We start from the raw sequence: 25,771 nt of genomic DNA on the forward strand, positions 1-25,771 counted from the left end.
TTTGGCTTTGGCTTTGGTGCGCAGGTAGTCGGCCAGGCCGCCCAGTTGTTGTCCCTGCACCTGATCGACGACGGGTACGAACTTGCGCAGATCATCCGGCGTATAGCCACCGGCGCGATACCACAGGGTGATCCGGGTGCCGCCTTCGACTTCGGCGAAGCGCCACTCCATCGCGCCGCTCAAGCCCATGCCCTGCAGCGGGCCGAGGCCGCCGGTCATGCGCAGTGTGTGTTGGGGATCGACGAAGGTCACGGTCATGTGCAGCGCCTGCCGTTCGCCATCGATTTCGCAGAAGCAGCCGCCGGCGCGCGGCTGGATCGACAGCTTGCCGGCATCGCCCCACCAGGTGTGGTCCTTGGGCCACCAGCGGCCGACGTCGTTGATCAGGGCGTTCCAGGCGGTCTTGGCATCGACCGGGACCGTTTGCGAATTTTCGAGGGTGAACCCGTTCGCCGCGGACTCTTTGATCTCCGCGCGCGCATCGGCCGCGGTCAGCGCCGCGAAGACGAAGACTGCCGTCATGAGGCTGCGCATGCCGATTCCCCCGAGGTGAAGTGGCCCGATTAACGCGTGGCGTACGCAAGCGCGCAAGGGTCATTGGGAACGGTCGGTATGCATTGAATCCGCCTCTCCCTCGCCCCGCTTGCGGGGAGAGGGAAAGCGTCGCGCAGCGACGCAGGGTGAGGGGACGCCCCGTCGCGATCCCCGCACGGCCAGGCGGCACCGGTGGGCAGTCGCGACACGCCGTAAATCCGTCCATGGAGGCTTGATCGGCGGCATCCATGCCGCCGACAGTCGCGCCTGCCCACCGGCACCGCCTGCCCTTCCATGCATCTCGATTCGCCACGCAAAAAAGCAAAAAATAGTTAACACAACAACTGCGACGCTACACCCGTAGCCCCCGCATCCTGGGGGATGACGCGCAAAAGCGACAGCATGATTCTTGTGGAATTCCCACCAGTAGCAAGCGATGAAAACCTATAAGAACGATCCAGTTGAGGCAGCTGCTAAGGCCGTGATTTTTGCGGCAGCGGGGGTTTTGATTCTCATTGTTGGCGCGGCCTGGTGCCTTTCAGTCAAGCGGTTCGTCGACCGAGCCGAAACTGCAGATGGCATTGTTACGGGATTACCTTACGGTGGCTCCCATCCCGAGGTGACCTTCACTACAAAAGACGGACAAGTGATAGAGGCCGCACAAAATGGCATGATCGGGGGCTACCACATTGGCGACCGCGTGCAGGTTTTTTACGATGCGAAAAGCCCTAGGGACTGTACGCTCAAGACTTTCGGAGCCCTGTGGGGATTTCCCATAGGGGTGCTTGTTATGGGTGCGATTTTCATCGTGTTTGCTGTTTCGGCGACAGACCAAGAACCTGCGCAATGACATCGCCGGGAGCCAAGACCGCGCAGTTGATCGGTTAAGTGCATGGAAGGCAGAGGCCGGGGACGCCTAGCGCTTCGCCCCCAATTCAACCATCCAGTTCGGCCCACCGGCTGTAGGCCGCATCCAGCTCGACCTGCGCCGCGGCCAAGCTCGCGTTGTGCGTCGCGATTTCGGCACTACCACGCTGATAGAACGCCGGATCGTTCATAGCTTCGGTCAACTCGGCGACGCGCGCTTCCAGCGCTTCAATTCGCGCCGGCAACTGCTCCAGTTCGCGCGCGTCCTTGTAGCTGAGCTTGCGTTTCGCAGGTGCCGGCGAAGCCACTGCGACCGATGCCGCCGCAACCGGCGCGGTCGCTGCGGGCTTGGCCGGCTGCGGCGCCGCCATCTGCGGCCGCTGGCGCAACCAATCGCTGTAGCCGCCGACGTATTCCCCCACCCTGCCCTGGCCTTCCATCACCAGGGTGGAAGTCACGACGTTGTCGAGGAAATCGCGATCGTGACTGACCAGCAGCAGCGTGCCCGGATAGTCGGAGAGCAGATCTTCCAGCAACTCCAGCGTTTCCACGTCCAAGTCGTTGGTCGGCTCGTCCATCACCAGCAGATTGGATGGCTGCGCGAACAGCCTGGCCAGCAACAGGCGATTGCGCTCGCCGCCAGACAGGCGCGTGATCGGCGCACGTGCACGCTCGGGCGTGAACAGGAAATCCTGCAGATACCCGATCACATGCTTGTGCTTGCCGTTGATCTCCACGCTCTCGCGGCCTTCGGCGACGTTCTCGATCGCGTTCCAGTCCTCGCGCAGCGTGGCGCGGTACTGATCGAAATACGCGACCTGCAGGTTGCTGCCGAGCTTGATCTCGCCGGAAGTCGGCGCAAGTTCGCCCAGCAGCAGCTTCAGCAGCGTGGTCTTGCCGCTGCCATTGGGACCGATCAGGCCGATGCGGTCGCCGCGCATGATCGCGGTCGACAGATCGCGCACGATCGCCTCGCCGCCGTAGCCGAACGAAACATCCTTGGCTTCGATGACCTTGCGCCCGGACGCCTCGCCCTGCGCGACTTCCATCCTCACGTTGCCGGTCAGATCGCGGCGCTGCTGGCGCTCCGAGCGCATCGCCTTGAGCCGGCGTACGCGGCCCTCGTCGCGGGTGCGGCGCGCCTTGATGCCCTGGCGGATCCAGACTTCTTCCTGCGCCAGCAGCTTGTCGAAGCGCGCGTTTTCCTGCGCCTCGGCGTTGAGCCGTTCTTCGCGGCGGCGCTCGTAGTTCGCCCAATCGCCGGGCCAACTGGTCACCTGACCACGATCGATCTCGACGATACGGGTGGCAAGCGCACGCAGAAAGCGGCGGTCATGGGTGACGAACACCAGCGCACCCGCCCAGGCCTTGAGGAAACCTTCCAGCCAGTCGATCGCTTCGATGTCGAGGTGGTTGGTCGGCTCGTCCAGCAGCAGCACGTCCGGCGCGGACACCAGTGCACGCGCCAGCAGCACGCGGCGTTTCATGCCGCCCGACAGTCCGGAGAACACCGCGTCGCCGTCCAGGTCCAAGCGGGTGAGCGTCTCGGTCACGCGCTGGTCCAGCGACCAGCCCTGTGCGTCTTCGATCTTCGCCTGCACCCGGGCAAGCGCCTCGGTATCGACGTGCTCGGCGTGGCTGAGGTGGTGGTATTCGGCCAGCCAGGCACCGAGTTCGCCCAGGCCCGCGGCGACCACGTCCCAGACATCGCCCTCGGCGCCCGCGGGGACTTCCTGTTCGAGCCGGGCGATGCGCACGCCGCCTTCGACGCGGACTTCGCCGTCGTCCGCGTGGATCTCGCCGGCCAGCAGTTTCAGCAGCGTGGACTTGCCGGCGCCGTTGCGGCCGATCAGGGCGATGCGCTCGCCGGCATCGATGGAGAGGGCGACATTTTCCAGCAGCAGCGGGCCGCCGACGCCGTAGTCGGCGTTTTGCAGGGTAATCAGGGGCATCCCGTCAGTTTACGCGGTGGCCCTGCCGATGGCCCGCCTTATCTCAGGCGCACCGGCAGGTCCCGCCCGGCGATGGCCGCGTTGCCGCTGTAGTCCTTCGCGGTGATGCGGAGCATGTAGTCGCCCGCGGCCAGGTCATGGGGCAGCCAGGCGCCTGTTGCGAAGGTTCCATCGCGCACCGTGTTGGTGACAACGTAGCGGAAGCGCGTCACCTGGCTGCCGTGAACGGTGATGCCGCTGTCGGCCGCATAAGCGAGCTTGACCGCTTCATCTGAAGGCATCAGGCCGAAATCGATAGACATCCGCGGCGTCTCGTAACCAGCCATGGGCCGCCCGGCGGCATCGAGCCACTGGTATCCGAGCGCATGCAGTCCGAGGCGCCGGCGCGGCAGGTTGTGGTCGACCTGGTCCCAGGCATCCACGACGATCCGCACGCCGTCGAGCTCGCGCCCCAGCAGCACGCGTCCGTCCTGCGTCTGCCGCAGCGGCTGCTCGCGCGTGTCGAACAGATCGATCCGCTCGATGTGCGGCGCGTAGTGGTCCGCATAGTTGCGGAAGCCCAAGGCGATCGCGTTGCGTTCATACCCGGTCGTGCCGACGACCAGGTGCACGTGCGCCATCGGATTGATCGTACCGAGCACGTCGCCCGCCTTGAAACGCGTTCCGCGTCGCACGCGCACCCGCTCGAGCGTGCCAGCGGCATCGAATATCTGGACGAACCGCGCTGGGTCGATCGGCACGTCCTGCGCCGTGCGCCCTACCCGCATGTGGATGTAGCTGATGTCGTCGAGGGCCATGCCCTCGCCCAGTTCGTATACCGAGCCCCAGCTCGCCGAAGGATTGCTGACCTTGCCGTCGGCGATGGCCACGACTTCCTGCCCCACATCTCCGCGTATGTCCAGGCCGTTGTGGAGATGATCGCGGCTTTCGCCCTGGTAGTTCCCGCGTACTTCGCCGAGCGTTCCCACCACTTCATGCCAACCGTCCTGTGGCCGCAGGGGCCAGCGTCCCTGCGTGTCGGGAAGCGGATTCGCCGGCGCTGGACCGGTCACGCGAAGTGCGAGCGGCAAGGACTCCGCGGACGCCGGTCTGATGGCATGAATCCGGTACGCGCTAGCATCGGCTACGTACAAGCCATCGCCGCCATCCAGCGTGATGCCGGCCGGTCGCGCCAGTCGTTGTCCGGGCGTGGCATCGACGATCACGGCGATGCGTCCGTGCGGCACGACCTGCAGCACGCGCCCCTGGAAGAGTTCACCGACGTACAGCATGCCGTCATGGGTGATCGCGATGCTGACCGGCCGGCGCAAAGTCCACTGCGCCTCTTCGCCTGTGCGAGGTGCCAGCGTCGTGACGATGCCCTGCCTGCTTACGCGCCGAATGGCGTTATTGCGCGTGTCGGCCACCCAGACATTGCCGCGCGGGTCCACCGCCACCGCGCTGGGCGTATCGAAGCGCGCTTCGGTGCCGCGCCCGTCCTGATCGCCGGGGCCGTCGCCGCCTGCCAACGTGCGGACGATGCCATCTGTCCCGATGACGCGGATGCGATCGTTGTAGGTGTCGGCGACGTAGACCTGGCCAGCCGCATCCACGGCGACGCCGATGGGGCCGTTGAACTGCGCCTGCGCGCCCGGTCCGTCGCGAAATCCGGCCACGCCGGTACCCGCCAGCGTGGTCACGGCGCCGTCCGGCGCAACCTTGCGGATGGCATGGTTGCCAGTATCGGCTACGTAGAGGTAGCCCGCGTGATCCAGTGCGATGCCGGAGGGCGTATTGAACGCCGCCGAGGCGCCGACGCCGTCGCGGAAGCCTTCGGCCGAACCCGTCCAGGTCGTGACGGCACCATCGCGACCGATCCTGCGGATGCGGTTGCTGTCGCCGGCATCGGCCACGTACAACGTTCCGTCGTCCGCGCGGGCGATACCGTACGGATCGCTGAATCGTGCCTGCAAGGCCACGCCGTCGCGGAAGCCGCGCACGCCATCGCCCGCCACCAATCGCACCTGCGCGGACCAGCCGACATGGGTGCGCGGCAGTGCCGACGTTGTGCTCGGCGACGGTTCGAACACGTACGTCGCTGCCAGCGCCACAACGGTCAGACCGCTTACCAGCCACAGCCATGCGTTCCGGGTCATGCGTTCGATGCGTCCTGCGTAGATGGGACGCGAATTCTAGGCAGTGCGCCGCGGATCAGGAACTGCAGGACAGCATCGAACAGCCCGCCTTCTGCCGCGCCCAGTCCGGCCGCTTCTGCGCAAAGGCCTCGCGTCCGGGCTGCTCGTCGTACGGCTTGCGCATCACCTCCAGGAGCTCGTGCACACCGTCCAGATCGCCCTGCTCGGCCCGATCGATCGCTTGCTGGGCCAGGTAGTTGCGCAGCACGTACTTCGGGTTCGCCCTGTCCATATGGGCGCGACGCGTCTCGGGATCCGCATCGTCCTCGCGCACCCGCGCCGCGTAGCGCGCCAGCCAGGCGTCGAAGGCGGCGCGCGCCGCCTCGCGCTTGTCCTCGGCGTAGAACGCATCGGCCAGCGACGCCAGCGACGGTGCGTGCACGTCCACCTGCGACAGACCGCGGAACCACAGCGTCATGTCCACTTCCGCGTCGGCTAGCAGCGTGTGCAGATCCTGCATCAGCTCGACATCCGCATCGCGGCACTCGGCCAGTCCCAGCTTGCGCGCGATGGTGTCGCGATCTTCGCGGGTGTAGACGTCGGCAAACCGCTGCAGGCCTTCGTTGAGCCGCTGCGGGTCTTCGAACAGCGGCGAGATCGCGTGCGCGAGACGGATCAGGTTCCAGTAGGCGATCTTCGGTTGCCAGCCGAAGCGGTAGCGGCGGCCCTGTGCGTCGGTGGTGTTGGGCGTCCAGTCCGGGTCGTAGTTGTCTATCCAGCCGTAGGGGCCGTAGTCGATGGTGAGGCCGAGGATCGACATGTTGTCGGTGTTCATCACCCCATGTACGAAACCGACGCGCATCCAGTGGGCGATCATCACCGCGGTGCGCTCGCAGACCTCGCCGAACCAGGCCGCGTACAGCGCTTCGCCGTCGCCTTCCAATTCGGGGAAGTCGCGGCGGATGCAGAAGTCCACCAACTGTCGCAACAGCGGCAGATCGCTGCGCGAGTACGGCAGCTCGAAGTTGCCGAAGCGCAGGAACGAAGGCGCCACGCGGCAGACGATCGCGCCCGGTTCCGGGCGCGGATGGCCGTCGTAGAACATGTCGCGGACCACGGCCTCGCCCGTACCGACCAGACTCAGCGCACGCGTGGTCGGCACGCCGAGGTGATGCATCGCCTCGCTGCAGAGGAATTCGCGAACCGAGGAACGCAGCACCGCGCGGCCATCGGCGGTGCGCGAATACGGCGTCAGCCCGCTGCCCTTGAGCTGGAGCTCCCAGCGGTCCCCGCCGCGATCGATCATCTCGCCCAAGGTGATCGCGCGTCCGTCTCCCAACTGCCCGGCCCAATGGCCGAACTGGTGGCCGCCGTAGTTGACCGCGTAGGGATCCATGCCCGGCAGCAGCGCATTGCCGCCGAACACTTCGGCGAAGCGCGGCGAATGCACTTCGGCCTCGTCGATGCCGAGCCGCTCGGCCATCTCGCGCGAATAGGCGAGCAGCCGCGGCGCGGTCACCGGCGTCGGCGCGACGCGCGACCAGGCCGCGCCTTCGACCTGGCGCACCCGCGCGCCGGTTTCGGCATCGCCGGGAAGTTCGCGCAGGAAGCGGTTGTCGAATCGCAGGTTCACGGGAGTGCTGCCTCACCACAAATCAAACCGCACCCCTTCCCGCTCGTTGTCCCAGATCGTGCTCACCACCCACCAGCGCCCTTCTTCGTGGCAGAGCTGGATGCTGTTGGCGCCGCGCTTGATCACCGCGGGCGAATCCGGCGCGGTGCGCGCCTCATACAGGCTCCAGGCATGCGCGACCTGGCCGAAGACCTGGACCCGGTGGCCGATGTCGATCTCGTAGAAGTCGTTCACCGCGAAGAACGGCTCGACGTCGGCGATGTACTGCTCCTGGGTGAATATCTGCGGGCGCGTCGCGCCGTCCGGCAGCACCACCGTGCGCAGGCTCAGCGCTTCGGGACGATGCAGGAAACGGAACCGCCGCCAGTCGCGCGGCGCGCCGGCCGGGCCGGAAATGCACGCGTACATCGCGCGGATCAGGCTGGGGATCTCGCGTACGTCGTCGTTCCATTGCGGGTTCGCTGTGGTTTCGCTCATCGTGCCTCCTCGCTAGTCGTGACCCTCGCTTAGCGTGCTCTCGCTTAGCGTGCTTCCGGTGATCGGGATGTCGAGCCGAGACTCGGGCGCCTGCCGTTACACTATGCGCCCAGACCGGCCATGCGCTGGCGTCATCGAGGCTGCCATGAGCGCCCCCACCCCCCCGACTTCCCCGCCCACGGACACGCCGTCCGTGAAATTCACCGATCTCGGCCTGTCTGAGCCTCTGCTCAAGGCGCTGGCCGACGTCGGCTACGAAACGCCCTCGCCGATCCAGGCCGCCACCATCCCGCCGCTGCTGCAGGGCCGCGACGTGCTGGGCCAGGCGCAGACCGGTACCGGCAAGACCGCGGCCTTCGCGCTGCCGATCCTCGCCAGGATCGACCCGGCGCAGCAGAAGCCGCAGGCGCTGGTGCTGGCGCCGACGCGCGAACTGGCCATCCAGGTCGCCGAGGCCTTCCAGAAGTACGCCCACCACCTGCCCGGCTTCCACGTGCTGCCGATCTACGGCGGTCAGAGCTACACGCCGCAGTTGGCGTCGCTCAAGCGCGGCGTGCAGGTCGTGGTCGGCACGCCCGGCCGCGTGATCGATCACCTCGAGCGCGGTTCGCTGGATCTGTCGCAGCTGCGTTGCCTCGTTCTTGACGAAGCCGACGAGATGCTGCGCATGGGCTTCATCGACGACGTCGAGGCGGTGCTGAAGAAGATCCCGGAAACGCGCCAGGTCGCGCTGTTCTCCGCGACCATGCCCGCGCCGATCAAGCGCATCGCCCAGACCTATTTGCGCGATCCGGTCGAAGTGGCGATCAAAACCACCACGACCACCGCCGCCAACATCCGCCAGCGCTATTGGGCGGTGAGCGGCGTGCACAAGCTCGATGCGATCACGCGCATCCTCGAGGCCGAGCCCTTCGACGCGATGATCGTCTTCGCCCGCACCAAGCTGGGCACCGAGGAGCTCGCCGACAAGCTGTCCGCGCGCGGGATCTCCGCCGCCGCGATCAACGGCGACATGGACCAGAAGGCGCGCGAGCGCACGATCAGCCAGCTCAAGGACGGCCGCATCGACGTGCTCGTCGCCACCGACGTCGCCGCGCGCGGCCTCGACGTGGAGCGCATCAGCCATGTGCTGAATTTCGACATTCCGTACGACACCGAAAGCTACGTCCACCGCATCGGCCGTACCGGTCGCGCGGGCCGCAAGGGCGAGGCCATCCTCTTCGTCACGCCGCGCGAGCGCGGCATGCTGCGTGCGATCGAACGCGCGACGCGGCAGCCGATCGAGCCGATGGCGCTCCCCACCATCGAGACGGTGAACGAGCAGCGCGTGTCGAAGTTCCTCGGCCGCATCACCACGGCGCTGGAAAGCGACGAGCTGGCGATGTTCCGCGATCTGATCGAACGCTACGAGCGCGAGCAGAACGTGCCCGCGGTGGAGATCGCCGCGGCCCTGGCCAAGCTGGTACAGGGCGACATGCCGCTATTGTTGCAGGCCACGGCGCAGCAGTTGCGTCCGCATCGCGAAGATGCCGGTTTCGAGAAGACGCGGTTCGACGGTGCCCCGGCAGGCAAGGCGCCATTCGCCAAGCGCATGTCCGAGCGCGCGCGCAGCGACTTCGACGGCCCGCGCACCGGCAAGTTCGAACGCGATCGTCCGCGTCCGCAGGAGCACTCCGGGGCGGTGGGCGAAGTCGTGTCGCACCACGCTGGCCACAACGCGGCCGAAGCGTTCTTCGATGACGAGGCGCCGCGTGCACCGAGGCCGCCGCGCGAGGAGCGCCGCGCGCCCGAGGCGGGCATGGAGACGTTCCGCATCGAAGTCGGGCATCGCCATGGGGTGAAGCCCGGCAACATCGTCGGCGCCATCGCCAACGAGGCGGAGCTAGAGAGCCGTTACATCGGCCGCATCGACATTCGCGACGACTTCAGCCTGATCGATCTGCCCGAGGGCATGCCGCGCGAGGTCATGGAGCACCTCAAGCGCGTGCGCGTCGCTGGCCAGCCGTTGCGCATCAGCCGTCCTGGTGAAGGTGGCGGCGATCGGCCGTTCCGCCGCGATGACGATTCGCGTCCTCCGCGTGGGCCGCGCCCGAGCGGCGGCGGGCCTAAGCCGCGCAAGTTCAAGCCGCATTCGCGGTGATGGTTTGAAAAAGGGGCGATTACCGCCCCTTTTTCGTGTGTGTCTGTGGGATCCCGGCAAGGGCAGGCGGCGCCGGTCGGTCTGCGTGACACGCCGTGAATCCGCCCATGGAGGCTTGGTCGGCGGCATCCATGCCGCCGACAGTCACGCAGACCGACCGGCACCGCCTGCCCCTCCACAGATCACGGATGCGCTGAGCAAAAAAGCGAAGGCAACTCGCTGCGCTCGCTCCCCTCAACTGCCCTTCGGGCATCTTCTCCCCGCGCGCGGGGAGAAGAAGAGCGTGCAGATCGTCATTTCGGCGCGGAAAGCTTTGCTTTTTGCCAACGAGTCCGCGATGTGTCGGGGGCAGGTGGTGTCGGTGGGCAGGCGTGACTGTCAGCGGCATGGATGCCGCTGACAAGCCTCCATGGACGGATTCACGGCGTGTCACGACTGCCCACCGGCACCGCCTGCCCCGCCCGGATAGGCACAGCCTGCCCGCCCGGATAGGCACCGCCCGCCCCGCCCGGATACCTGCTCCCCCACTCGGGATACCAACTGCCCTTGCCGCGCCGCCGCATGACATACCCGTACGTATGGGTATGCTCGCCCGCGATGCGCCGTGGGGCCCGGCGCAGTGAGCAGGACTTTCCGCGGCGAAGCCGTTGGGCCAAGCCGCTGCAGTTCGAGGGAACGAAACATGAGGAACCTTGTTTGCGGCCTGCTGTTGGCCGCCGCGGCACCGTGCGCCTCCGCCGCTGACGTCACCGGAGTCGCCTTCGTCCATGGCACCGGATCCCAGACCAACGCCTACCAGGACTACTGGCAACCAGCCATGGTCGACTCCGTACGCCAGGGCCTGACCAACACCGGCAACTACGTCGTCATCAACTGCGACTTCACCCAATACATGTGGGACAGCCGCGCCGCCGGATGCCTGGCGGGACAACTCAGCAACTTCATCAGCAGCAAAGGCATCACCCGCCTCATCGTCATCACCCACTCCAACGGCGGCAACGTGATGCGCTGGATCCTGTCGAATCCGACCTGGGACAGCCGCTACCCCAACATCATCAGCAAGATCGTCCGCGTCAACGCACTCGCACCGTCCTCCGCGGGCACGCCCCTGGCCGACGCCGTCATCAACGGCAACGTGTTCGAAACCTCGCTGGGTTGGCTGCTCGGCTACCAGTCCGACGCCGTGCGCCAGCAACAAGTGAGCTGGATGGCCTACTACAACGCCAACTACCTCTACGGCACCAGCGGACGGCCGGCGCTGCCCAAGACCTTCCGCAGCGTGGTCGGCACCGACGTGGATTCCTCGCCGTTCGACAGCGACAGCTATTGCGGCGGATACACCGAAAACGTCGGCCTGGAAACCACGCAGAACTGGCTCAACAGCTGCTCCGACGGCTTTCTCAATTGCACGAGCCAGTCCGCGGCCGGCAGCGTGTGGTTCTACGACACCAGCCGCACGGCCGGCGCCGAACCGCTCAGCCACAACCAGAGTCGCCGCGCCTGCTTCACGCTCGACACTATCCTCCGCAACGATCTCCGACTCTAAGGGGCGACCATGCGCATGAACCTCAATGCCGCGCTGGCCGCGGCCCTCGCTTCGTTTTCGCTCGCCGCCGTCGCGGCGCAACCGCTGCTCCCGCCCGGCCAGGCCGATCAGGTGCCGACGCGACTGGTGGCGCTGCCTGCACCCGCTGGACAGTTCGAACGTGCACCTGTTTCGTTTTCCTGGCGGCTCGAACCCGACGCGACCCTGTCGCCTTCGCCAACCTTCGCCGCGGAGAGTCGCGAGTACTGGCAGACCGTCGACGGCGCCGAACTGCGGAACGGCGTTGCACTGAAAACGTCCGCACCGGGCGCACTGATACGCATCAGCCCCACCCACGGCGCGGCGCCGCTCGATGCCGGCAAGATCGCCGTGCACGGCAACGGCCGCACCGCGCGACTCGAACAGGCCGCCGACGCCGATGCCTTGCGCGCGGCAGGCATGGACGTGAGCACTGGGACGGCGGTCGTCAAACTGGCGCGCGAAAACGGCGCCGGTGCGTATTCGCTGCGCGCGGAACAGGCGCAGGGCCGTTACGTCGTCCACGTGTTCGAGCCCGATAGCGATGTGGTGCTGACGGCGAAGACCGATCGCTCGCATGTGCTGGGCGGCGACACCGTCACCGTAGCCGTGGCGCTTTCGCGCACCGGCCGCGCCATCCCCGCACAGGCCGAAGGACTGCTGGTGGCCCCCGACGGCAGCAGTCGCGCGATCACCGTCAAGCCGGACGCCCAGGGCCAGCTCGTCGCACGCGCGAAACTGCCGTTGCAGGCCAGCGCCTCGCCCGGCCTGTGGGAACTGCAGGTGTTCGCCACGGGCGACGGCATCTCGCGCGACGCACGCACCGCCTTCGCGGTGGCCGCGCCCACGGCGCACTTCGGCGGCGAGGTGACGGTGGACGCAGCGCAACTGCGCGCCGTCGTGCCGGTGGAAAACGCTTCGCCGGGACGCTACGAAGTGCGGGGCACGCTCTATGCCACCGGTGCCGACGGTTCGCTGGCCCCGGTTTCGCAGGCGCATTCTGCGGCGGGGTTCGAGCGCGGCCAGCACACGCTCGTGCTGGGCTTCGATCGCGCCCACGTGCCCGCCGGCTTCGGCGCGCCGTACGAAATCCGCGCGCTGGAATTGAACGACCAGAGCCGGATGGCCCCGCTCGAAAGCCGCGGCCGCGCGGTTCGCTTTTGATCGTTCCTGATCGCACCGCAGTCTGGAGGGGCCGGCCTCGTGTCGGCCCCTTCCACGCCCTCGGGCTATTCTGGGCCATCGTCCCGAAGTGACCGAATGCATGAAGAAGTGGCTCGCACTTGCCGTTCTCGCCTTCGCGCTTGTCCTCGCTTGGCTCGCCGCCGGCCCCTTCGTCGCCGTCCATGGCATCCGCTCCGCGATCGCCGCACAGGATGCCGCCAAGCTTTCCGAGTACGTCGACTTTCCGGCGCTGCGCACCAGCCTGAAGCAGCAGATCGACGATTACGTCGTGCGACGCGCCGGAGCCGACGTGCAATCGAATCTCCTGGGCGCACTGGCGCTGCGTCTGGCTAGCGGAGCCAGTGGCACCGCGGTCGATGCGCTCGCGACCCCTGCGGGCCTGGCCGCGCTGCTGGAAGGCCGCAATTTCTGGCATCGCCTGAGCGGGCAGCGCCAAAGCGACGACGCGTACGCGGCCGCGCCGCCACGCGATCCGCTGGAAGGCGCGTCCTATCGCTATGAATCCCTTTCCCGCTTCACCGCCACGGTGCGCAATGCCGACGGCGATCCGGTGACCTTCGTGCTCAGCCGGCAAGGCTGGGTTTGGCGCGTTACCGACGTGCGACTCCCATTCACACCCGATCCGGCGGCGCTCGACGAGTGATTCGCTCGCCGATCTTTACGGCCGCGTAATCCGCCCCGGCGCATTTTCACGGGTCACGGCCAAGCGCTTTCCTCACGCAACACGGCACGCTTCGTGCATTCCTCGTGCACGTGGATACGCGGCGTCCACGCGCGGACAGGCACGCTGGTTTTCTCAGCCCCGTCGCCAAGGTTTCGCGAGACGTACTTCATGAAGATTGCCCAGGTCGCACCGCTCTACGAGGCCGTTCCGCCCAAGCTGTATGGCGGCACCGAGCGCATCGTCGCCTACCTCTCCGATGCCCTCGTCGATCTGGGCCACGAAGTCACCCTGTTCGCGAGTGCGGACGCCGTCACCCGTGCCGAGCTCATACCCGTGCGCGACCAGGCGATCCGCCTCGATCCGGCGCCGCTCAAATCGGATCTCGCCGCCCATCTGTCGATGCTGCACGAAGTGCGGCGGCGCGCACACGAATTCGACATCCTTCACTTCCATGTCGATCTGCTGCATTTCCCGATGTTCGAAGACATCGCCGAGCGCACGGTCACCACCCTGCACGGACGGCTCGACCTCAAGGATCTTTCGGAGGCGTACTGGCGCTGGCCGCAATTTCCGCTCGTGTCGATCTCGGACCACCAGCGGCGTCCGCTGCGCTTCGCACGCTGGCTGGGCACGGTGTCGCACGGCTTGCCTTCCTCGCTGCTGCCCTACTCGTCCGTGCCGCGCGGCGGCTATCTCGCTTTCCTCGGGCGCCTGTCGCCGGAAAAACGCCCCGACCGCGCGATCGCCATCGCGCGGCGCACCGGCATACCGCTGAAGATCGCCGCCAAGGTCGACAACGCCGATCGAGCCTACTTCACCCATGAAATCCGCCCGCTGCTGGACGACCCGCTGATCGAATACATCGGCGAGATCAACGACACCGAAAAGGCCGCGTTCCTGGGCAACGCCGCCGCCCTGCTGTTTCCGATCGACTGGCCCGAGCCCTTCGGCCTGGTGATGATCGAGGCCATGGCCTGCGGCACGCCGGTGATCGCCTGGCCCTGCGGATCGGTGCCGGAAATCATCGAGGACGGCGTGACCGGCCGCATCGTGCACAGCGAGGATGAAGCGGTCGCAGCGGTGTACGAAGTCGCGCGGCTGGATCGCCGCCGCGTGCGCGCCGTCTTCGAGCGGCGCTTCTCCGCCGAAGTCATGGCGGATCGCTACACGGATCTCTATCGCCGCCTGATGCGCAGCGGCGAGGCCGGGCAACTGCTGACGGCGTGAGCATGGAGCCGATCGCGAGCAACTCCCTGTCCATGACTTACGTCCTCAAGGACGGCGACAGTTTCATCGTGGCCGACGCTGCGGGCGACATCGAGGGCGGCAGCGACGGCTTCTTCCACAACGACACGCGCCTGCTTTCGCGCTATGCATTGCGCCTGGGCGACTCCGCGCCGGCCCTGCTCAGCGCCGCGGTGACCCGCGACAACGTGATGTTCGTCGCGCACCTTACCAATCGGCCTCTGCCGCCACTCGGGGGCAGTCCCGCCGCGCAGGGCGTCATCCATATCCAGCGCGAGCGCTTCCTGCGCTACGACCGCCTGTATGAACGCATCTCCTGCACCAACTTCGGCCGCGACGTCGTGCGGCTGCCGTTGCGTTTGACCTTCGCGGCCGACTTCCGCGACATGTTCGAAGTACGCGGCTCGGTGCGCGCCGCGCGCGGAGAACTGCTCGCAGCGGAACCTGCGCCGCATTCGGTGCACTTCCGTTATCAGGGATTGGACGAGGCACTGCGCTCCTCGGTGTTGTCGTTCTCGCAAGAACCTTCCGTATGCGCACCCGACGCGGCGGAGTTCGTGCTGGAGCTGCAACCGGGCACCCGCCAGGAGCTCTATGTCGAATGCGGGATCGCGACCGCCGACATGCCGTCGCCGCAACGCTTCCGCGACGCCGCCGTGCAGGCGCGCGCTGCGATGCGCAGCCGCCAGCGGCGCAGCAGCCACATCCACAGCGGCGGGCCGCTGTTCGACGCGTGGATGGAAAAGTCGCGCGCGGACCTGGCGCTGTTGACGAGCGAACTGGAAACCGGCCCCTATCCCTACGCCGGCATTCCCTGGTTTTCCACGCCGTTCGGCCGCGATGCGGTCATCACTGCGATGCAGACGCTGTGGCTGGATCCGGCCATCGCGCGCGGCGTGCTCGCCTTCCTCGCCCATCATCAGGCGCAGGAGGAATCCGCCTTCCTCGATGCGGCGCCCGGCAAGATCATGCACGAGACGCGCAAGGGCGAAATGGCGGCGATGCGCGAACTGCCCTTCGGCCGCTATTACGGCGGCGTCGACACGACGCCCTTATTCGTGACGCTGGCGGGCGCCTACGCGGAACGTACCGGCGACCTGCTCTTCATCGAACGCCTGTGGCCTGCGCTGCGCGCGGCCACGGAATGGATCGAGCGCGTTTGCGATGCCAACTCCCACGGTTTCCTGGACTACGCGCGGGCATCCGCCACCGGCCTGGCGAACCAGGGCTGGAAAGACAGCGAGGATTCCGTATTCCACGCCGACGGCACGTTCCCGCGTGGGCCGATCGCGCTGGTCGAAGTACAGGGCTACGCCTTCGCTGCATTTCGCGCCATGGCCGTCCTGGCCAAGCGCCGCAACGACATCGACTCGGCGATGCGCTGGCAGGAACGCGCGGAACGCCTACGCACCGCGGTGGAAGACCGCTTCTGGATGAGCGATGTCGGCTACTACGGCATCGCCGTCGACGGCGAGGGCGCGCTGTGCCGCGTGCGCGCGAGCAATCCGGGGCACCTGCTATTCGTCGGCCTGCCGGATCCCGAGCGCGCCGCGCTGGTCGGCGCGAACCTGCTGACGCCGATGTTCCATACCGGCTGGGGGCTGCGCACGCTCGCCGCGGACGAGGTTCGCTACAACCCGATGTCCTATCACAACGGCTCGGTGTGGCCGCACGACACCGCCCTGTGCGCCGCCGGCCTGGCGCGTTATGGCGATCGCGCCGCGGCGGTGCGCCTGCTGCGCGGCATGTTCGAAGCCGCTGTCCATTTCGATCTGCGCTTGCCGGAGCTGTTCTGCGGGTTTCCACGCGCGCAGGCGTCGACCCCGGTCGCGTATCCCGTCGCCTGCCTGCCGCAGGCGTGGGCCGCCGGATGCGCCTTCATGCTGCTGCAGTCCTGCCTGGGACTGGAAATCGACGGCTGGCGCGGCGAGGTGCGCGTCGAGCGGCCGATGCTGCCCACGGGCATAGACCGCGTCGCCGTGCGGCGCTTAGCGCTGGACGACAAGCGCGTGGATGTCGTGTTCCAGCGCCAAGGGGACCGCGTCGGCACGCACCTCGAAGGCCGCGATGCGGCGGTGGTGCCGTTGCGGTTCGTGGGTTGATCAATGCGCGGCGATGTAGATGTCGCGCAGCACGTCTCGCTCGAGCGCCAGTTCGTCCAGGCGATTCTTGACGATGTCGCCCAAGCTGACGATGCCCACGAGCTCATCGTTGCTGATCACCGGCAGATGGCGCAGGCGCGCATGCGTCATCATCGACATGGCCTGCTTGAGACTGCTCTCGGGTGCAATGCTCTCGATGGCGCTCTTGATGAACTGACTCAAGGGACGCCCGCCGGCCTGCGCACCATCCTGGGCCACGGCGGTGACGATGTCCTGTTCGGACACCACGCCCACCGGGCGCGCCAGGCGGGTCACGACCAAGGCCGCAATCTTATGGGCCGTCATCTTCTGGGCTGCGGCTCCGATCGTGTCACCCACATCGATGGTGACCACGGCGCCGGACTTGGACTTGAGCAATTCTTGAATCTTCACGGGAGAACCTCAGGAGTGATCGGACTCGCCTACCAGGACCAGCGCGAGCCAGTACGCGCAAGTTTGCGTTCCAAATCCAGATGCACTAGCCCGATGGAAGTGACGGAGTGTTGCAGCGTTCGCGACTAGCTCGTTTAGCCTGGAGCCGGCATTAACGCTTTTTTTCTGAAGCCTCAGCCAGTCACTCCCTTGATCCGGATTGTCTGATTCACTTCGGCTGGCAGCATCGCCTCCGGAATCTCGAAATGGAGGCGGCGCGCCTTCGCGTAGTCGTAGACCTCGTACGACATGCCCTGCCCCTTCGCCGCGAATCCGCTCACTACCAGGGCGTGTGCGTCGAAAAGAGGTGCAGCGAGGTCGAATGTATCCAGATCTCCATCGGATGCGGGGATCCGATACTTTCTTTCCCAGGGAACGTCGACGACCAACTCGCGCGCCGTGCCGCGTCCCCGATCGGGAATACGGTCCACGACCAGCCGACCACGCTTGGACGTGACAGCGATGTCGACGCTGTTGCCATCGACCGTGAATTCCTCGCCCCGCAGATGCACGCCGCAATCGCGCACTCTCACCAGCTCGACTTCGTCGGAACCGGACGAAAAGACGACGCGATAGGCCTTGGGGTTGAACTGGAGGGTCTCATACCCTCGGCCGTGTCCGCCGAGCAGTCCATCGATGAAGTTGTCGGGCGTGTGATACGTGAGCTCGTCGCCACGCACGACACAGTCCGAGTTCGAGTCGTAATCCCCGCTCGACAATTCCACGCCACGATCGAGCGACGGCCTGGCGATGCCCAGGATCACCAAGGGCACCAGAGCCAACCAAACCCATGCGCGCTTCATCTGTCCGGCAGTCCTGGTCGGCTAAGCAGCGACCAGCCTATATCCCCTGCCCCATCCGTGAAACCGGAACCCGCACGCCCCCGGGCAAGTCGAGTTCGAAGCGCTCCATCACGGCGAACCCGCTGGCCAGATACAGCGGTTCGCCCGGCAGTGTCGAGACGAGTTCGAGCCTGGAGAAACCGGCGAGCCGGGACGCCGCGACGCAGGCATCCATCAGCTGACGGCCCAGGCCTTGGCGGGCCATCGAGGGAGCGACGAAGAAGGCGCGGATGCGGGCCGCTTCCGTGGCCGGGTCGAGCAACGGATCGGGACCGCGCTTGGTCTGATCGCCACCGAAGAGGGTGCGGCGTTTGCTCCATCCGCCGCAGGCCACGATGCGCTTGCAGGCTTCGATGACGAAATAGGTCTGGTCATCGATCAACTGGGTGTCGACGCCGAAGACATGACGGGTTATGGCGTCCGCCTGTTCCGCGGAGTAGTAGCCCACACTGAGTGCGCGGCCTGACGCCGCGATCAGCTCCTGTAGCGCCGGAATGTCCGCGTGTCGTGCGAGGCGAAGCTCCGGCATGAAGACTCCCGGTAACGTCAGTTGCGATTCGCCACACCGTGCGGCACGTGCCCGGCAGCCACGTGATCGCGTGCGGAAACGATGTTGTGCTCGGAATCGTCGAAGAAGATGTCGGCGCCGAAGGCTTCGAGGAACGGGCCCTTCGATCGGCCTCCCAGGAACAGGGCTTCGTCCAGGCGGATGCCCCATTCGCGCAAGGTACGGATGACGCGTTCGTGCGCGGGCACCGAGCGTGCGGTGACGAGTGCGGTGCGGATCGGCGAGGCCTGTCCGGGCGGGAACGCCGCCTGCAGGCGATGCAACGCATCGAGGAAACCGCGGAACGGACCGCCGGACAGCGGTTCGCCCGCATGTGCGCGTTCGTGCGCGGCGAAGGCAGCGAGTCCACCTTCGCGCGATACGCGCTCGCCTTCGTCGTCGAAGATCACCGCGTCGCCGTCGAAGGCGATGCGCAGCTGGTCGTGGCGGTGCTGCGGCGCCTTGGCGGGAAGCAACGTGGCGGCGGCAATGCCGGCAGCGAGTGCGTTGCGCACGTCTTCGGCGTGGGTGGACAGGAACAGGTCCGCGCCGAAGGGACGGATGTAGGGATATGGCGCGGCGCCGTTGCTGAAGGCGGCACGTTTGATCGCCAGGCCGTGGTGCGCGATCGAATTGAAGATGCGCAGGCCGGTGTCGGCGGAATTGCGCGAGATCAGAATGACTTCGACACGCGGCGCGTCGGGCGGCGCGCCTTCGTTCAACGCGAGCAGCTTGCGGACCAGCGGAAAGGCGATGCCTGGTTCGAGGATGTCGTCCTCATGGGTTCGCTGGAAGTCGGCGTAGGCGTCGATGCCCTCCCGTTCGAACAGCGCGTGGCTGTCCTCCATGTCGAAGAGGGTACGGGAGGAGATCGCTACGATCAGCGGGTCGGCGTCGCGGTCGGGCATGGGGGAATGGTACGACGGAGCGGTCTCGTTGGTTGCGATGCTCGTCATCCCCGCTTAGGCGGGGATCCAGAGACTTTGCTTATCTCTGCTTTAGGAGCTGTCTTCTTCGGCGGGACGCGCTACCCGCCGAGATGGGGGTGGCTCCGACCCTCCGGACGGCAGTCCTGCCTTTAGTCGGGCCGCGGACCATCCCTGGTCCGCTCTCCGCCACCCCCATCCCGGCGGGCAGCGCTAAGCGCGAGCGTGACGATCGCCATTTCCAATGAAAGGCGCGCCTCGCTCTGCTTTGTACTTTGCACTTTGCTCTGCTCTTTGACGAGCAACCGCGATGTGTGTGGGGAGGGCGGTGTCGGTGGGTCTGCGTGACTGTCGGCGGCATGGATGCCGCTGACAAGCCTCCATGGACGGATTCACGGCGTGTCACGCAGACCCACCGGCACCGTCCTCCTGCCCGTACAGCGGCTGTTGCTTCAGCCTCACCCGCTAGTGAACTGCTCCGCCAGAATCCGCTCTTCCAGGTTGTGCTCCGGATCGAACAGCAGCGTCACCGTCCGGTCGCGCGATTCGCGAATGGTGACTTGCACGATGTCGCGGACCTCGTGCGAATCCGCGGTGGCGCTCACCGGCCGCTTGAACGGATCGAGCACCCGGAAACACACCTCGGTATCGGCCTTCAGCACCGCACCACGCCAGCGACGCGGCCGGAAAGCGGCGATCGGCGTCAAAGCGATCACGTTCGCACCCAGCGGCAGGATCGGTCCGTGCGCTGAGAAGTTGTAGGCCGTGCTGCCCGCGGGCGTAGCGACCAGCACGCCGTCGCAAATGAGCTCGTCGAGGCGGGTCTGCCCATTGAGATCGATCGACAGATGCGCAGCCTGGCGCGTCTGCCGCAACAGCGAGACCTCGTTGTAGGCGAGCGAACCAACCGTTGCGCCGGATTCGGTCTGCGCGACCATTTCCAGCGGCCGCAGCATCGCGGGCTCCGCGGCGTGGATACGCCCGATCAGATCCTCGCTGCGCTGGTGATTCATCATGAAACCGACCGTGCCCAGCTTCATGCCGTACACCGGCTTGCCCAGCCGCGCGTGGCGATGCAGCGTCTGCAGCATGAAACCGTCGCCCCCGAGGGCAACCAGCACGTCCGCTTCCTCCGGCGCGTGGTCGCCGTAGCGGGCCGTCATCTGCGCCAGCGCACTCTGCGCCTCTTCGGAGGGACTGGCGAGAAAGGCAAGGCGTGGCGTCGCGGTCATCGGCGGCTCCGTTGCGAATGGCGTGGAGCATACCGCGGGGGCGTGACGAGGCAAGCATGCGGCCGGCTGCGCATTAATAACGAAATCGCTGCCATCCATGGCGAAGCAGATCGGGCTTCGGGTCGTCCGGCCCGGCCATCCATGGCCGAGCGTTCGCGTTCGCGGACGCAGCCGATGCCAATAAGGCATCGGCTAAGCGCGTTCACTCACCCGCGGCTTGCCACCTGCGACAACCGCTGCACCGCCACCGAAGCCGTCGGGTAATCCAGCGACTTCTGCGCCGCCAGTTCGTTGAGCATCGACAGCGTGAAGCGCAACGACGCATCGTCGCGCTGCAGCCAGCTTTGCACCTTGGCCTCGGCATTGGCGCCCGGCATCGCCAGCACCTGCTGCACCAGCGCACGATGCTGCGTGGCCAGTTCCTCGCGCAGCACGCCGCGGGCGACCGCATGCCAGCGGCCCTCGACGGCGAGATTGTCGATCTGCGTGCTCAGCCACGGCAGGTTCAGCGCTTCGCCCAGTCGGAAATGGACCTTCGCGACGTCGACCACCTTGAGCTTGCGCTCGCGGGCGATCTCGATGACGTCGCAGGCCGGCTCCATGTACGGTAGCGCGGACAACTGCAGGGCCAGGTCGTTCGGCACGCCCTTGGCCTTCCACTCGCGCAGCGAGGCCTCGTACCCCGGACGCTGCAGCGGGCCAAGAATGTTTTCGCCGGCGCGGATGTCCTTGTAGCCGTCGAAATAGCGGTTCACCGCGGTCGCGATGTCCGGGATCGCACCCGGACGCGACAGCAGCCAGCGGGTGAACGAACGCTGCAGGTTCCAGATCACCTGCAGCGCGTCGATCTGCACCGACTCGTGCACCTTGCCGTCCAGCCCGTCGATTTGCGTCCACAGTGCGCGGGCATCGAGCGTCTCGCGGGTAATCGTGAAGGCCTTGGCCACTTCGCCCGGCGTGCGGCCGCTGTCCTCGGTCATGCGCAGGGTGAAAGTCGCGCCCATGCGGTTGACCATCGAGTTGGTCACCGCGGTGGCGATGATCTCGCGCTTCAGGCGGTGGCCTTCCATCGCCTTGGCGTACTTGTCCTGCAAGGGCTTCGGGAAGTAGCGCACCAGCTCCTTGGACAGATACGGATCTTCCGGCACGTCGGACTCGGCCAACTGCTGGAACAGCACGATCTTCGAATACGACAGCAAGATCGCCAGTTCCGGCCGGGTCAGGCCCTGGCCGCGCGACTTGCGGTCCACCAACTCGGCGTCGCTGGGCAGATATTCGATCTGGCGATCGAGCAGGCCTCGCGATTCGAGCGTCGAGATGAAGTGGCGCTTGGAACCCATGCGCGACACGCTCATCCGCTCCATCAGGCTGATCGCCTGGTTCTGGCGGTAGTTGTCGGCCAGCACCAGGTCGGCGACTTCATCCGTCATCGACGCCAGCAGCTTGTTGCGCGCGTCGAAGGTGAGCTTCTTCTTCTGCACTTCGCCGTTGAGCAGGATCTTGATGTTGACCTCGTGGTCCGAGGTATCCACGCCGGCGGAGTTGTCGATGAAGTCGGTGTTGAGGCGCACGCCATGCTGCGCGGCCTCGACGCGGCCGAGCTGGGTCAGGCCCAGATTGCCGCCCTCGCCCACCACCTTGCAGCGCAGTTCGCGGCCGTCCACGCGCAGCGCGTTGTTGGCGCGGTCGCCGACCTGCTGGTTGGTTTCGCTGGTCGCCTTGACGTAGGTGCCGATGCCGCCGTTCCACAACAGGTCGACCGGCGCCTTGAGGATGGCGTTCATCAGCTCGTTCGGGCTCAGCGCGCTGACGCCTGCATTTCCATTAGGAGCCTCGATACCCAAGGCGGCGCGGGTTTCGGCCGAGACTGGAATCGACTTGGCCGAGCGCGGGAACACGCCGCCGCCCTTGCTGATCAGCTTCTTGTCGTAGTCGTCCCACGACGAACGCGGCAGCTTGAACATGCGGTCGCGTTCCTTGAACGAGATCGCGGCGTCCGGGTTCGGATCGAGGAAGATATGGCGGTGATCGAACGCCGCCAGCAGGCGAATGTGCTTCGACAGCAGCATGCCGTTGCCGAACACGTCGCCCGACATGTCGCCGACGCCGACGACCGTGAAGTCTTCCTTCTGGCAGTCGCGGCCCATCGCACGGAAGTGCCCCTTGACCGACTCCCAGCCACCACGCGCGGTGATGCCCATGCCCTTGTGGTCGTAACCGACCGAGCCGCCGGACGCGAAGGCGTCGTCGAGCCAGAACTTGTGCGCGGCCGCGATGCCGTTGGCGATGTCGGAGAACGTCGCCGTGCCCTTGTCCGCCGCGACGACCAGGTACGGATCATCGCCGTCGTGGCGTACGACATTCGTCGGGTAGACGATCTTGCCGTCCGGCGTGATGTTGTCGGTGATGTCCAGCAGGCCGTTGATGAAGCGCTTGTAGCAGGCCACGCCTTCGTTGAACCACGCATCGCGGTCCACGCTCGGGTTCGGCAGCTGCTTGCAGTAGAAGCCGCCCTTCGAACCGACCGGCACGATGACGGTGTTCTTCACCATCTGCGCCTTCACCAGGCCCAGCACCTCGGTACGGAAGTCCTCGCGGCGATCCGACCAGCGCAGGCCGCCACGCGCGACCGGGCCGAAGCGCAGGTGCACGCCTTCCACGCGCGGACCGTAGACGAAGATCTCGCGGTACGGACGCGGCTTGGGCAGATCCGGCACCTGGCTGGAATCGAACTTGAAGCTGACGTAGTCCGCCGGGCCGCCATCCTTGCGCACGCCGTTGCTGTACTGGATGTAGTAGCTGGTGCGCAGCGTCGCGTCGATGACGCCGAGGAAGCTGCGGAAGATGCGGTCCTCGTCGAGGCTGGCGACGCGGTCGAGCAGCGCCTTGAACGCAGTGCGCGCGGTGTCGACCTGCGCAGCGCGCTTGCCCGAACGCGCGTCGACGACGGGCGAAACGGCGGCCAGCAGCGCGGCATCGTCGCCGGCCAGCGCGGCCAGCTGCGCGCGGAAGCGCTCCATGCCGGACTTGATCTCGGCCTTGCTCTCGCTGCCGGTGGCGGGATCGAACTTGGCTTCGAACACTTCCACCAGCAAGCGCGCCAGGATCGGATAGCGCGCGAACGTCGCTTCCACATAGCTTTGCGAGAACGGCACGCCGACCTGCAGCAGGTACTTGCAGTAGCCGCGCAGCATCGCGACCTGGCGCCAGGACAGGCTGGCGCCGAGGATCAGGCGGTTGAAGCCGTCGTTCTCGGCGTTGCCGCGCCAGATCTGGGCGAAGGCGTCTTCGAAGTTCTCATCGAGGCTGGCCAGATCGAGCTCGGCGCCGGTCGTTTCGACTTCGAAGTCCTGGACGTAGAACACCTGGCCGTTCGCGCTGATGCGGTACGGATGCTCGGAGATCACCCGCAGGCCCATGTTCTCCATCATCGGCAGCGCGTCCGACAGCGGGATGTCGTCGTTCTGGCGGTAGAACTTGAAGCGCAGGCCGCCCACTCCCTTGTGGGTGCGGTGCAGGCTCAGGCGCAGATCGTCCGCACCGGTCAGCGCGGCGAGATTGGCGATGTCCTGCGCGGCGACTTCGACGCCGACCTCTTCGATGTAACCGGTCGGCAGCGCGCGGCCGTACTTGTTCGACAGCACCAGGCCGTCGTGTTCGCCATGGCGAGCCACCAGGGTTTCGCGCAGGTCGTCCTGCCAGTTGCGGATGATCTTGGCCAGGCCGGTTTCGATGGCAGCGTTGTCGACTTCGACGACGTCGCCCGACTTCGGCCGGATCACCAGATGCAACTGCGCCAGCGGCGATTCGCTGAGCTGCACGTTGGTGTCCACGTATTCGCCGTGCAGCATGTCCTTGAGCATCGCTTCGATGCGATGGCGCACGTCGGTGTTGAAGCGATCGCGCGGGATGTAGACCAGGCCGGAGAAGAAGCGGCCGTAGCGGTCGCGGCGCAGGAACAGCTTGCTGCGCACGCGTTCCTGCAGGCCGAGGACGCCGGTGGCGGTGCTCAGCAGCTCCGGGCCGGTTGCCTGGAACAGCTCGTCGCGCGGCAGGGTTTCCAGAATGTGGCGCAGCGCCTTGCCGCTGTGGCTGTTCGGCGCCAGGCCCGACTGCTGCATGACGTATTCGTGGCGCTGGCGCACCAGCGGGATGTCCCACGGACGGCGGTTGTAGGCGCTGGAGGTGTACAGGCCGACGAAACGCTTTTCGCCGATGGCCTTGCCCTTGGCGTCGAAATCCAGCACGCCGATGTAGTCCATGTAGCCCGGACGGTGCACGGTCGAGCGGGCGTTGGTCTTGGTCAGGATCAGCGCTTCGGCGCCTTCCTTCTTGCTGACGCTGTGCGCCGGCAGCGACTTCACCGAACGCGGGCGGCCGGCGTCATGGCCGCGCATCAGGCCCAGGCCGGTGCCGTCGATCGCACGCAGCACTTCGTCGTCGCCCTGCTTGGCCACTTCGTATTCGCGATAGCCCAGGAACGTGAAGTGGTTGTCCGCCGCCCAGCGCAGGAATTCCTGCGACTCGTGGCGCGCGTTCTCGTCGGAGGGGAACTTGCGCGAACCCAGCTCGGCGGCGATCTGCTGCATGCGATCGCGCATCTGCGCCCAGTCGCGCACGATCGCGCGCACGTCGGCCAGCGCGGTTTCGATCGCCTTCTGGATCTTCGGCATGTCGCCGGGCGACTGGCGATCGATCTCCAGATGCATCAGCGATTCCGGCGTGCCGTTGCCGACCGCGACCAGCTTGCCCGCCTTGTCGCGCTGGAACGTCACCACCGGATGGCCCAGCACGTGCACGCCGATGCCCTGCTCGGCCAGCGCCATCGTCACCGTGTCGACCAGGAACGGCATGTCGTCGTTGGCGATCTGCAGCACGGTGTGCGCCGATTCCCAACCATGGCTCTTGATCGAGGAGTTGAACAGGCGCACCAGCGCCGTGCCCGGCTTGCGCGCGCGGGCGAAATCGAGGAAGTCCACCGCCAGCGCGGCCCAGCCGTCGGCGCTGTGCTGCGGCAACTCGTCGTCGCTCATGCGGCGATAGAACGCGTTGATGAAAGCTTCGCCCTCGGCATGGCGCGCCTTGGGCAGGCGCTTGCGCATGGCGGCGAGGATGGGCTCGAGCGAAACGGCCTGGCTCTCGTTGGCGGGCGCCCGCTTGGCAGCGGCAGGCTTGGCGGCGACAGATTTGGCGGTCGCCTTGCTGGCGGCCTTGCGCGGAGCTTTGGGTACGGTGCTCATGGGAACGTGGGAATCCGGTCCGTTAGGTGTGGTTAG

General features: G+C 66.5%; 18 protein-coding genes. 7 read left to right on the top strand and 11 right to left on the bottom strand.

The window, feature by feature from the left end:
• Positions 1-534, bottom strand: a 534-nt coding sequence (locus tag ACYVJ8_RS06325; RefSeq protein WP_460710367.1) for an SRPBCC family protein, incomplete at its 3' end; no start/stop codon positions are given.
• Positions 535-970: 436 nt separating this feature from the next.
• Between ACYVJ8_RS06325 and ACYVJ8_RS06330 the strand changes: the two genes are divergently transcribed.
• A complete protein-coding gene (locus ACYVJ8_RS06330) occupies positions 971-1,384 on the top strand; it encodes a DUF3592 domain-containing protein (RefSeq protein WP_460710369.1) in 414 nt (137 codons plus the stop codon).
• 85 nt (positions 1,385-1,469) lie between these two features.
• Here ACYVJ8_RS06330 and ACYVJ8_RS06335 read toward each other — a convergent pair whose 3' ends face one another.
• From ACYVJ8_RS06335 to ACYVJ8_RS06350, 4 genes are read right to left on the bottom strand one after another with little or no spacing between them, the layout of a single operon-like run.
• A complete protein-coding gene (locus ACYVJ8_RS06335) occupies positions 1,470-3,353 on the bottom strand; it encodes an ATP-binding cassette domain-containing protein (protein ID WP_460710371.1) in 1,884 nt (627 codons plus the stop codon).
• A gap of 38 nt (positions 3,354-3,391) precedes the next feature.
• On the bottom strand, positions 3,392-5,488 hold the full coding sequence (locus ACYVJ8_RS06340; protein WP_460710373.1) for a gluconolaconase: 2,097 nt from the start codon (positions 5,486-5,488) through the stop codon (positions 3,392-3,394).
• Between the two features lie 55 nt (positions 5,489-5,543).
• Complete coding sequence (locus ACYVJ8_RS06345) at positions 5,544-7,100, bottom strand: protein adenylyltransferase SelO (protein ID WP_460710375.1); 1,557 nt, start codon at positions 7,098-7,100, stop codon at positions 5,544-5,546.
• 12 nt (positions 7,101-7,112) lie between these two features.
• On the bottom strand, positions 7,113-7,577 hold the full coding sequence (locus tag ACYVJ8_RS06350) for a hypothetical protein (RefSeq protein ID WP_460710377.1): 465 nt from the start codon (positions 7,575-7,577) through the stop codon (positions 7,113-7,115).
• A 145-nt stretch (positions 7,578-7,722) separates the two neighbouring features.
• Here ACYVJ8_RS06350 and ACYVJ8_RS06355 point away from each other — a divergent pair, with 145 nt between their 5' ends.
• The 6 genes from ACYVJ8_RS06355 (at position 7,723) to ACYVJ8_RS06380 (ending at position 16,477) form a co-directional block, all read left to right on the top strand.
• Positions 7,723-9,717, top strand: coding sequence for a DEAD/DEAH box helicase (locus ACYVJ8_RS06355; protein ID WP_460710379.1), 1,995 nt, complete (start codon positions 7,723-7,725; stop codon positions 9,715-9,717).
• Positions 9,718-10,399: 682 nt separating this feature from the next.
• Positions 10,400-11,263, top strand: coding sequence for a hypothetical protein (locus tag ACYVJ8_RS06360; protein ID WP_460710381.1), 864 nt, complete (start codon positions 10,400-10,402; stop codon positions 11,261-11,263).
• Between the two features lie 9 nt (positions 11,264-11,272).
• A complete protein-coding gene (locus ACYVJ8_RS06365; protein WP_460710383.1) occupies positions 11,273-12,445 on the top strand; it encodes a DUF4785 domain-containing protein in 1,173 nt (390 codons plus the stop codon).
• Positions 12,446-12,545: 100 nt separating this feature from the next.
• A complete protein-coding gene (locus ACYVJ8_RS06370) occupies positions 12,546-13,109 on the top strand; it encodes a DUF2939 domain-containing protein (RefSeq protein ID WP_460710385.1) in 564 nt (187 codons plus the stop codon).
• A gap of 189 nt (positions 13,110-13,298) precedes the next feature.
• A complete protein-coding gene (locus ACYVJ8_RS06375; protein ID WP_460710387.1) occupies positions 13,299-14,357 on the top strand; it encodes a glycosyltransferase family 4 protein in 1,059 nt (352 codons plus the stop codon).
• A 32-nt stretch (positions 14,358-14,389) separates the two neighbouring features.
• Positions 14,390-16,477, top strand: a complete 2,088-nt coding sequence (locus ACYVJ8_RS06380; RefSeq protein ID WP_460710388.1) for an amylo-alpha-1,6-glucosidase — start codon at positions 14,390-14,392, stop codon at positions 16,475-16,477.
• Here ACYVJ8_RS06380 and ACYVJ8_RS06385 read toward each other — a convergent pair whose 3' ends face one another.
• The 6 genes from ACYVJ8_RS06385 to ACYVJ8_RS06410 all read right to left on the bottom strand — a co-directional run bounded on the left by ACYVJ8_RS06385 (position 16,478) and on the right by ACYVJ8_RS06410 (position 25,735).
• Complete coding sequence (locus tag ACYVJ8_RS06385; RefSeq protein ID WP_460710390.1) at positions 16,478-16,909, bottom strand: CBS domain-containing protein; 432 nt, start codon at positions 16,907-16,909, stop codon at positions 16,478-16,480. It lies immediately after the preceding gene.
• Positions 16,910-17,082: 173 nt separating this feature from the next.
• Complete coding sequence (locus ACYVJ8_RS06390) at positions 17,083-17,751, bottom strand: hypothetical protein (protein ID WP_460710391.1); 669 nt, start codon at positions 17,749-17,751, stop codon at positions 17,083-17,085.
• Positions 17,752-17,788: 37 nt separating this feature from the next.
• Positions 17,789-18,319 carry a GNAT family N-acetyltransferase gene (locus ACYVJ8_RS06395; protein WP_460710393.1) on the bottom strand — a complete coding sequence of 177 codons (531 nt, stop codon included), beginning with the start codon at positions 18,317-18,319 and terminating at the stop codon, positions 17,789-17,791.
• Positions 18,320-18,336: 17 nt separating this feature from the next.
• On the bottom strand, positions 18,337-19,245 hold the full coding sequence (locus tag ACYVJ8_RS06400; RefSeq protein WP_460710395.1) for a 5'-nucleotidase: 909 nt from the start codon (positions 19,243-19,245) through the stop codon (positions 18,337-18,339).
• A 476-nt stretch (positions 19,246-19,721) separates the two neighbouring features.
• Positions 19,722-20,495: an NAD kinase gene (locus tag ACYVJ8_RS06405; protein WP_460710397.1), complete on the bottom strand. Its 774-nt coding sequence runs from the start codon at positions 20,493-20,495 to the stop codon at positions 19,722-19,724.
• Positions 20,496-20,701: 206 nt separating this feature from the next.
• Complete coding sequence (locus tag ACYVJ8_RS06410; RefSeq protein WP_460710399.1) at positions 20,702-25,735, bottom strand: NAD-glutamate dehydrogenase; 5,034 nt, start codon at positions 25,733-25,735, stop codon at positions 20,702-20,704.
• Positions 25,736-25,771 lie beyond the last annotated feature (36 nt).

It is taken from the genome of Lysobacter terrae, from assembly GCF_054782215.1.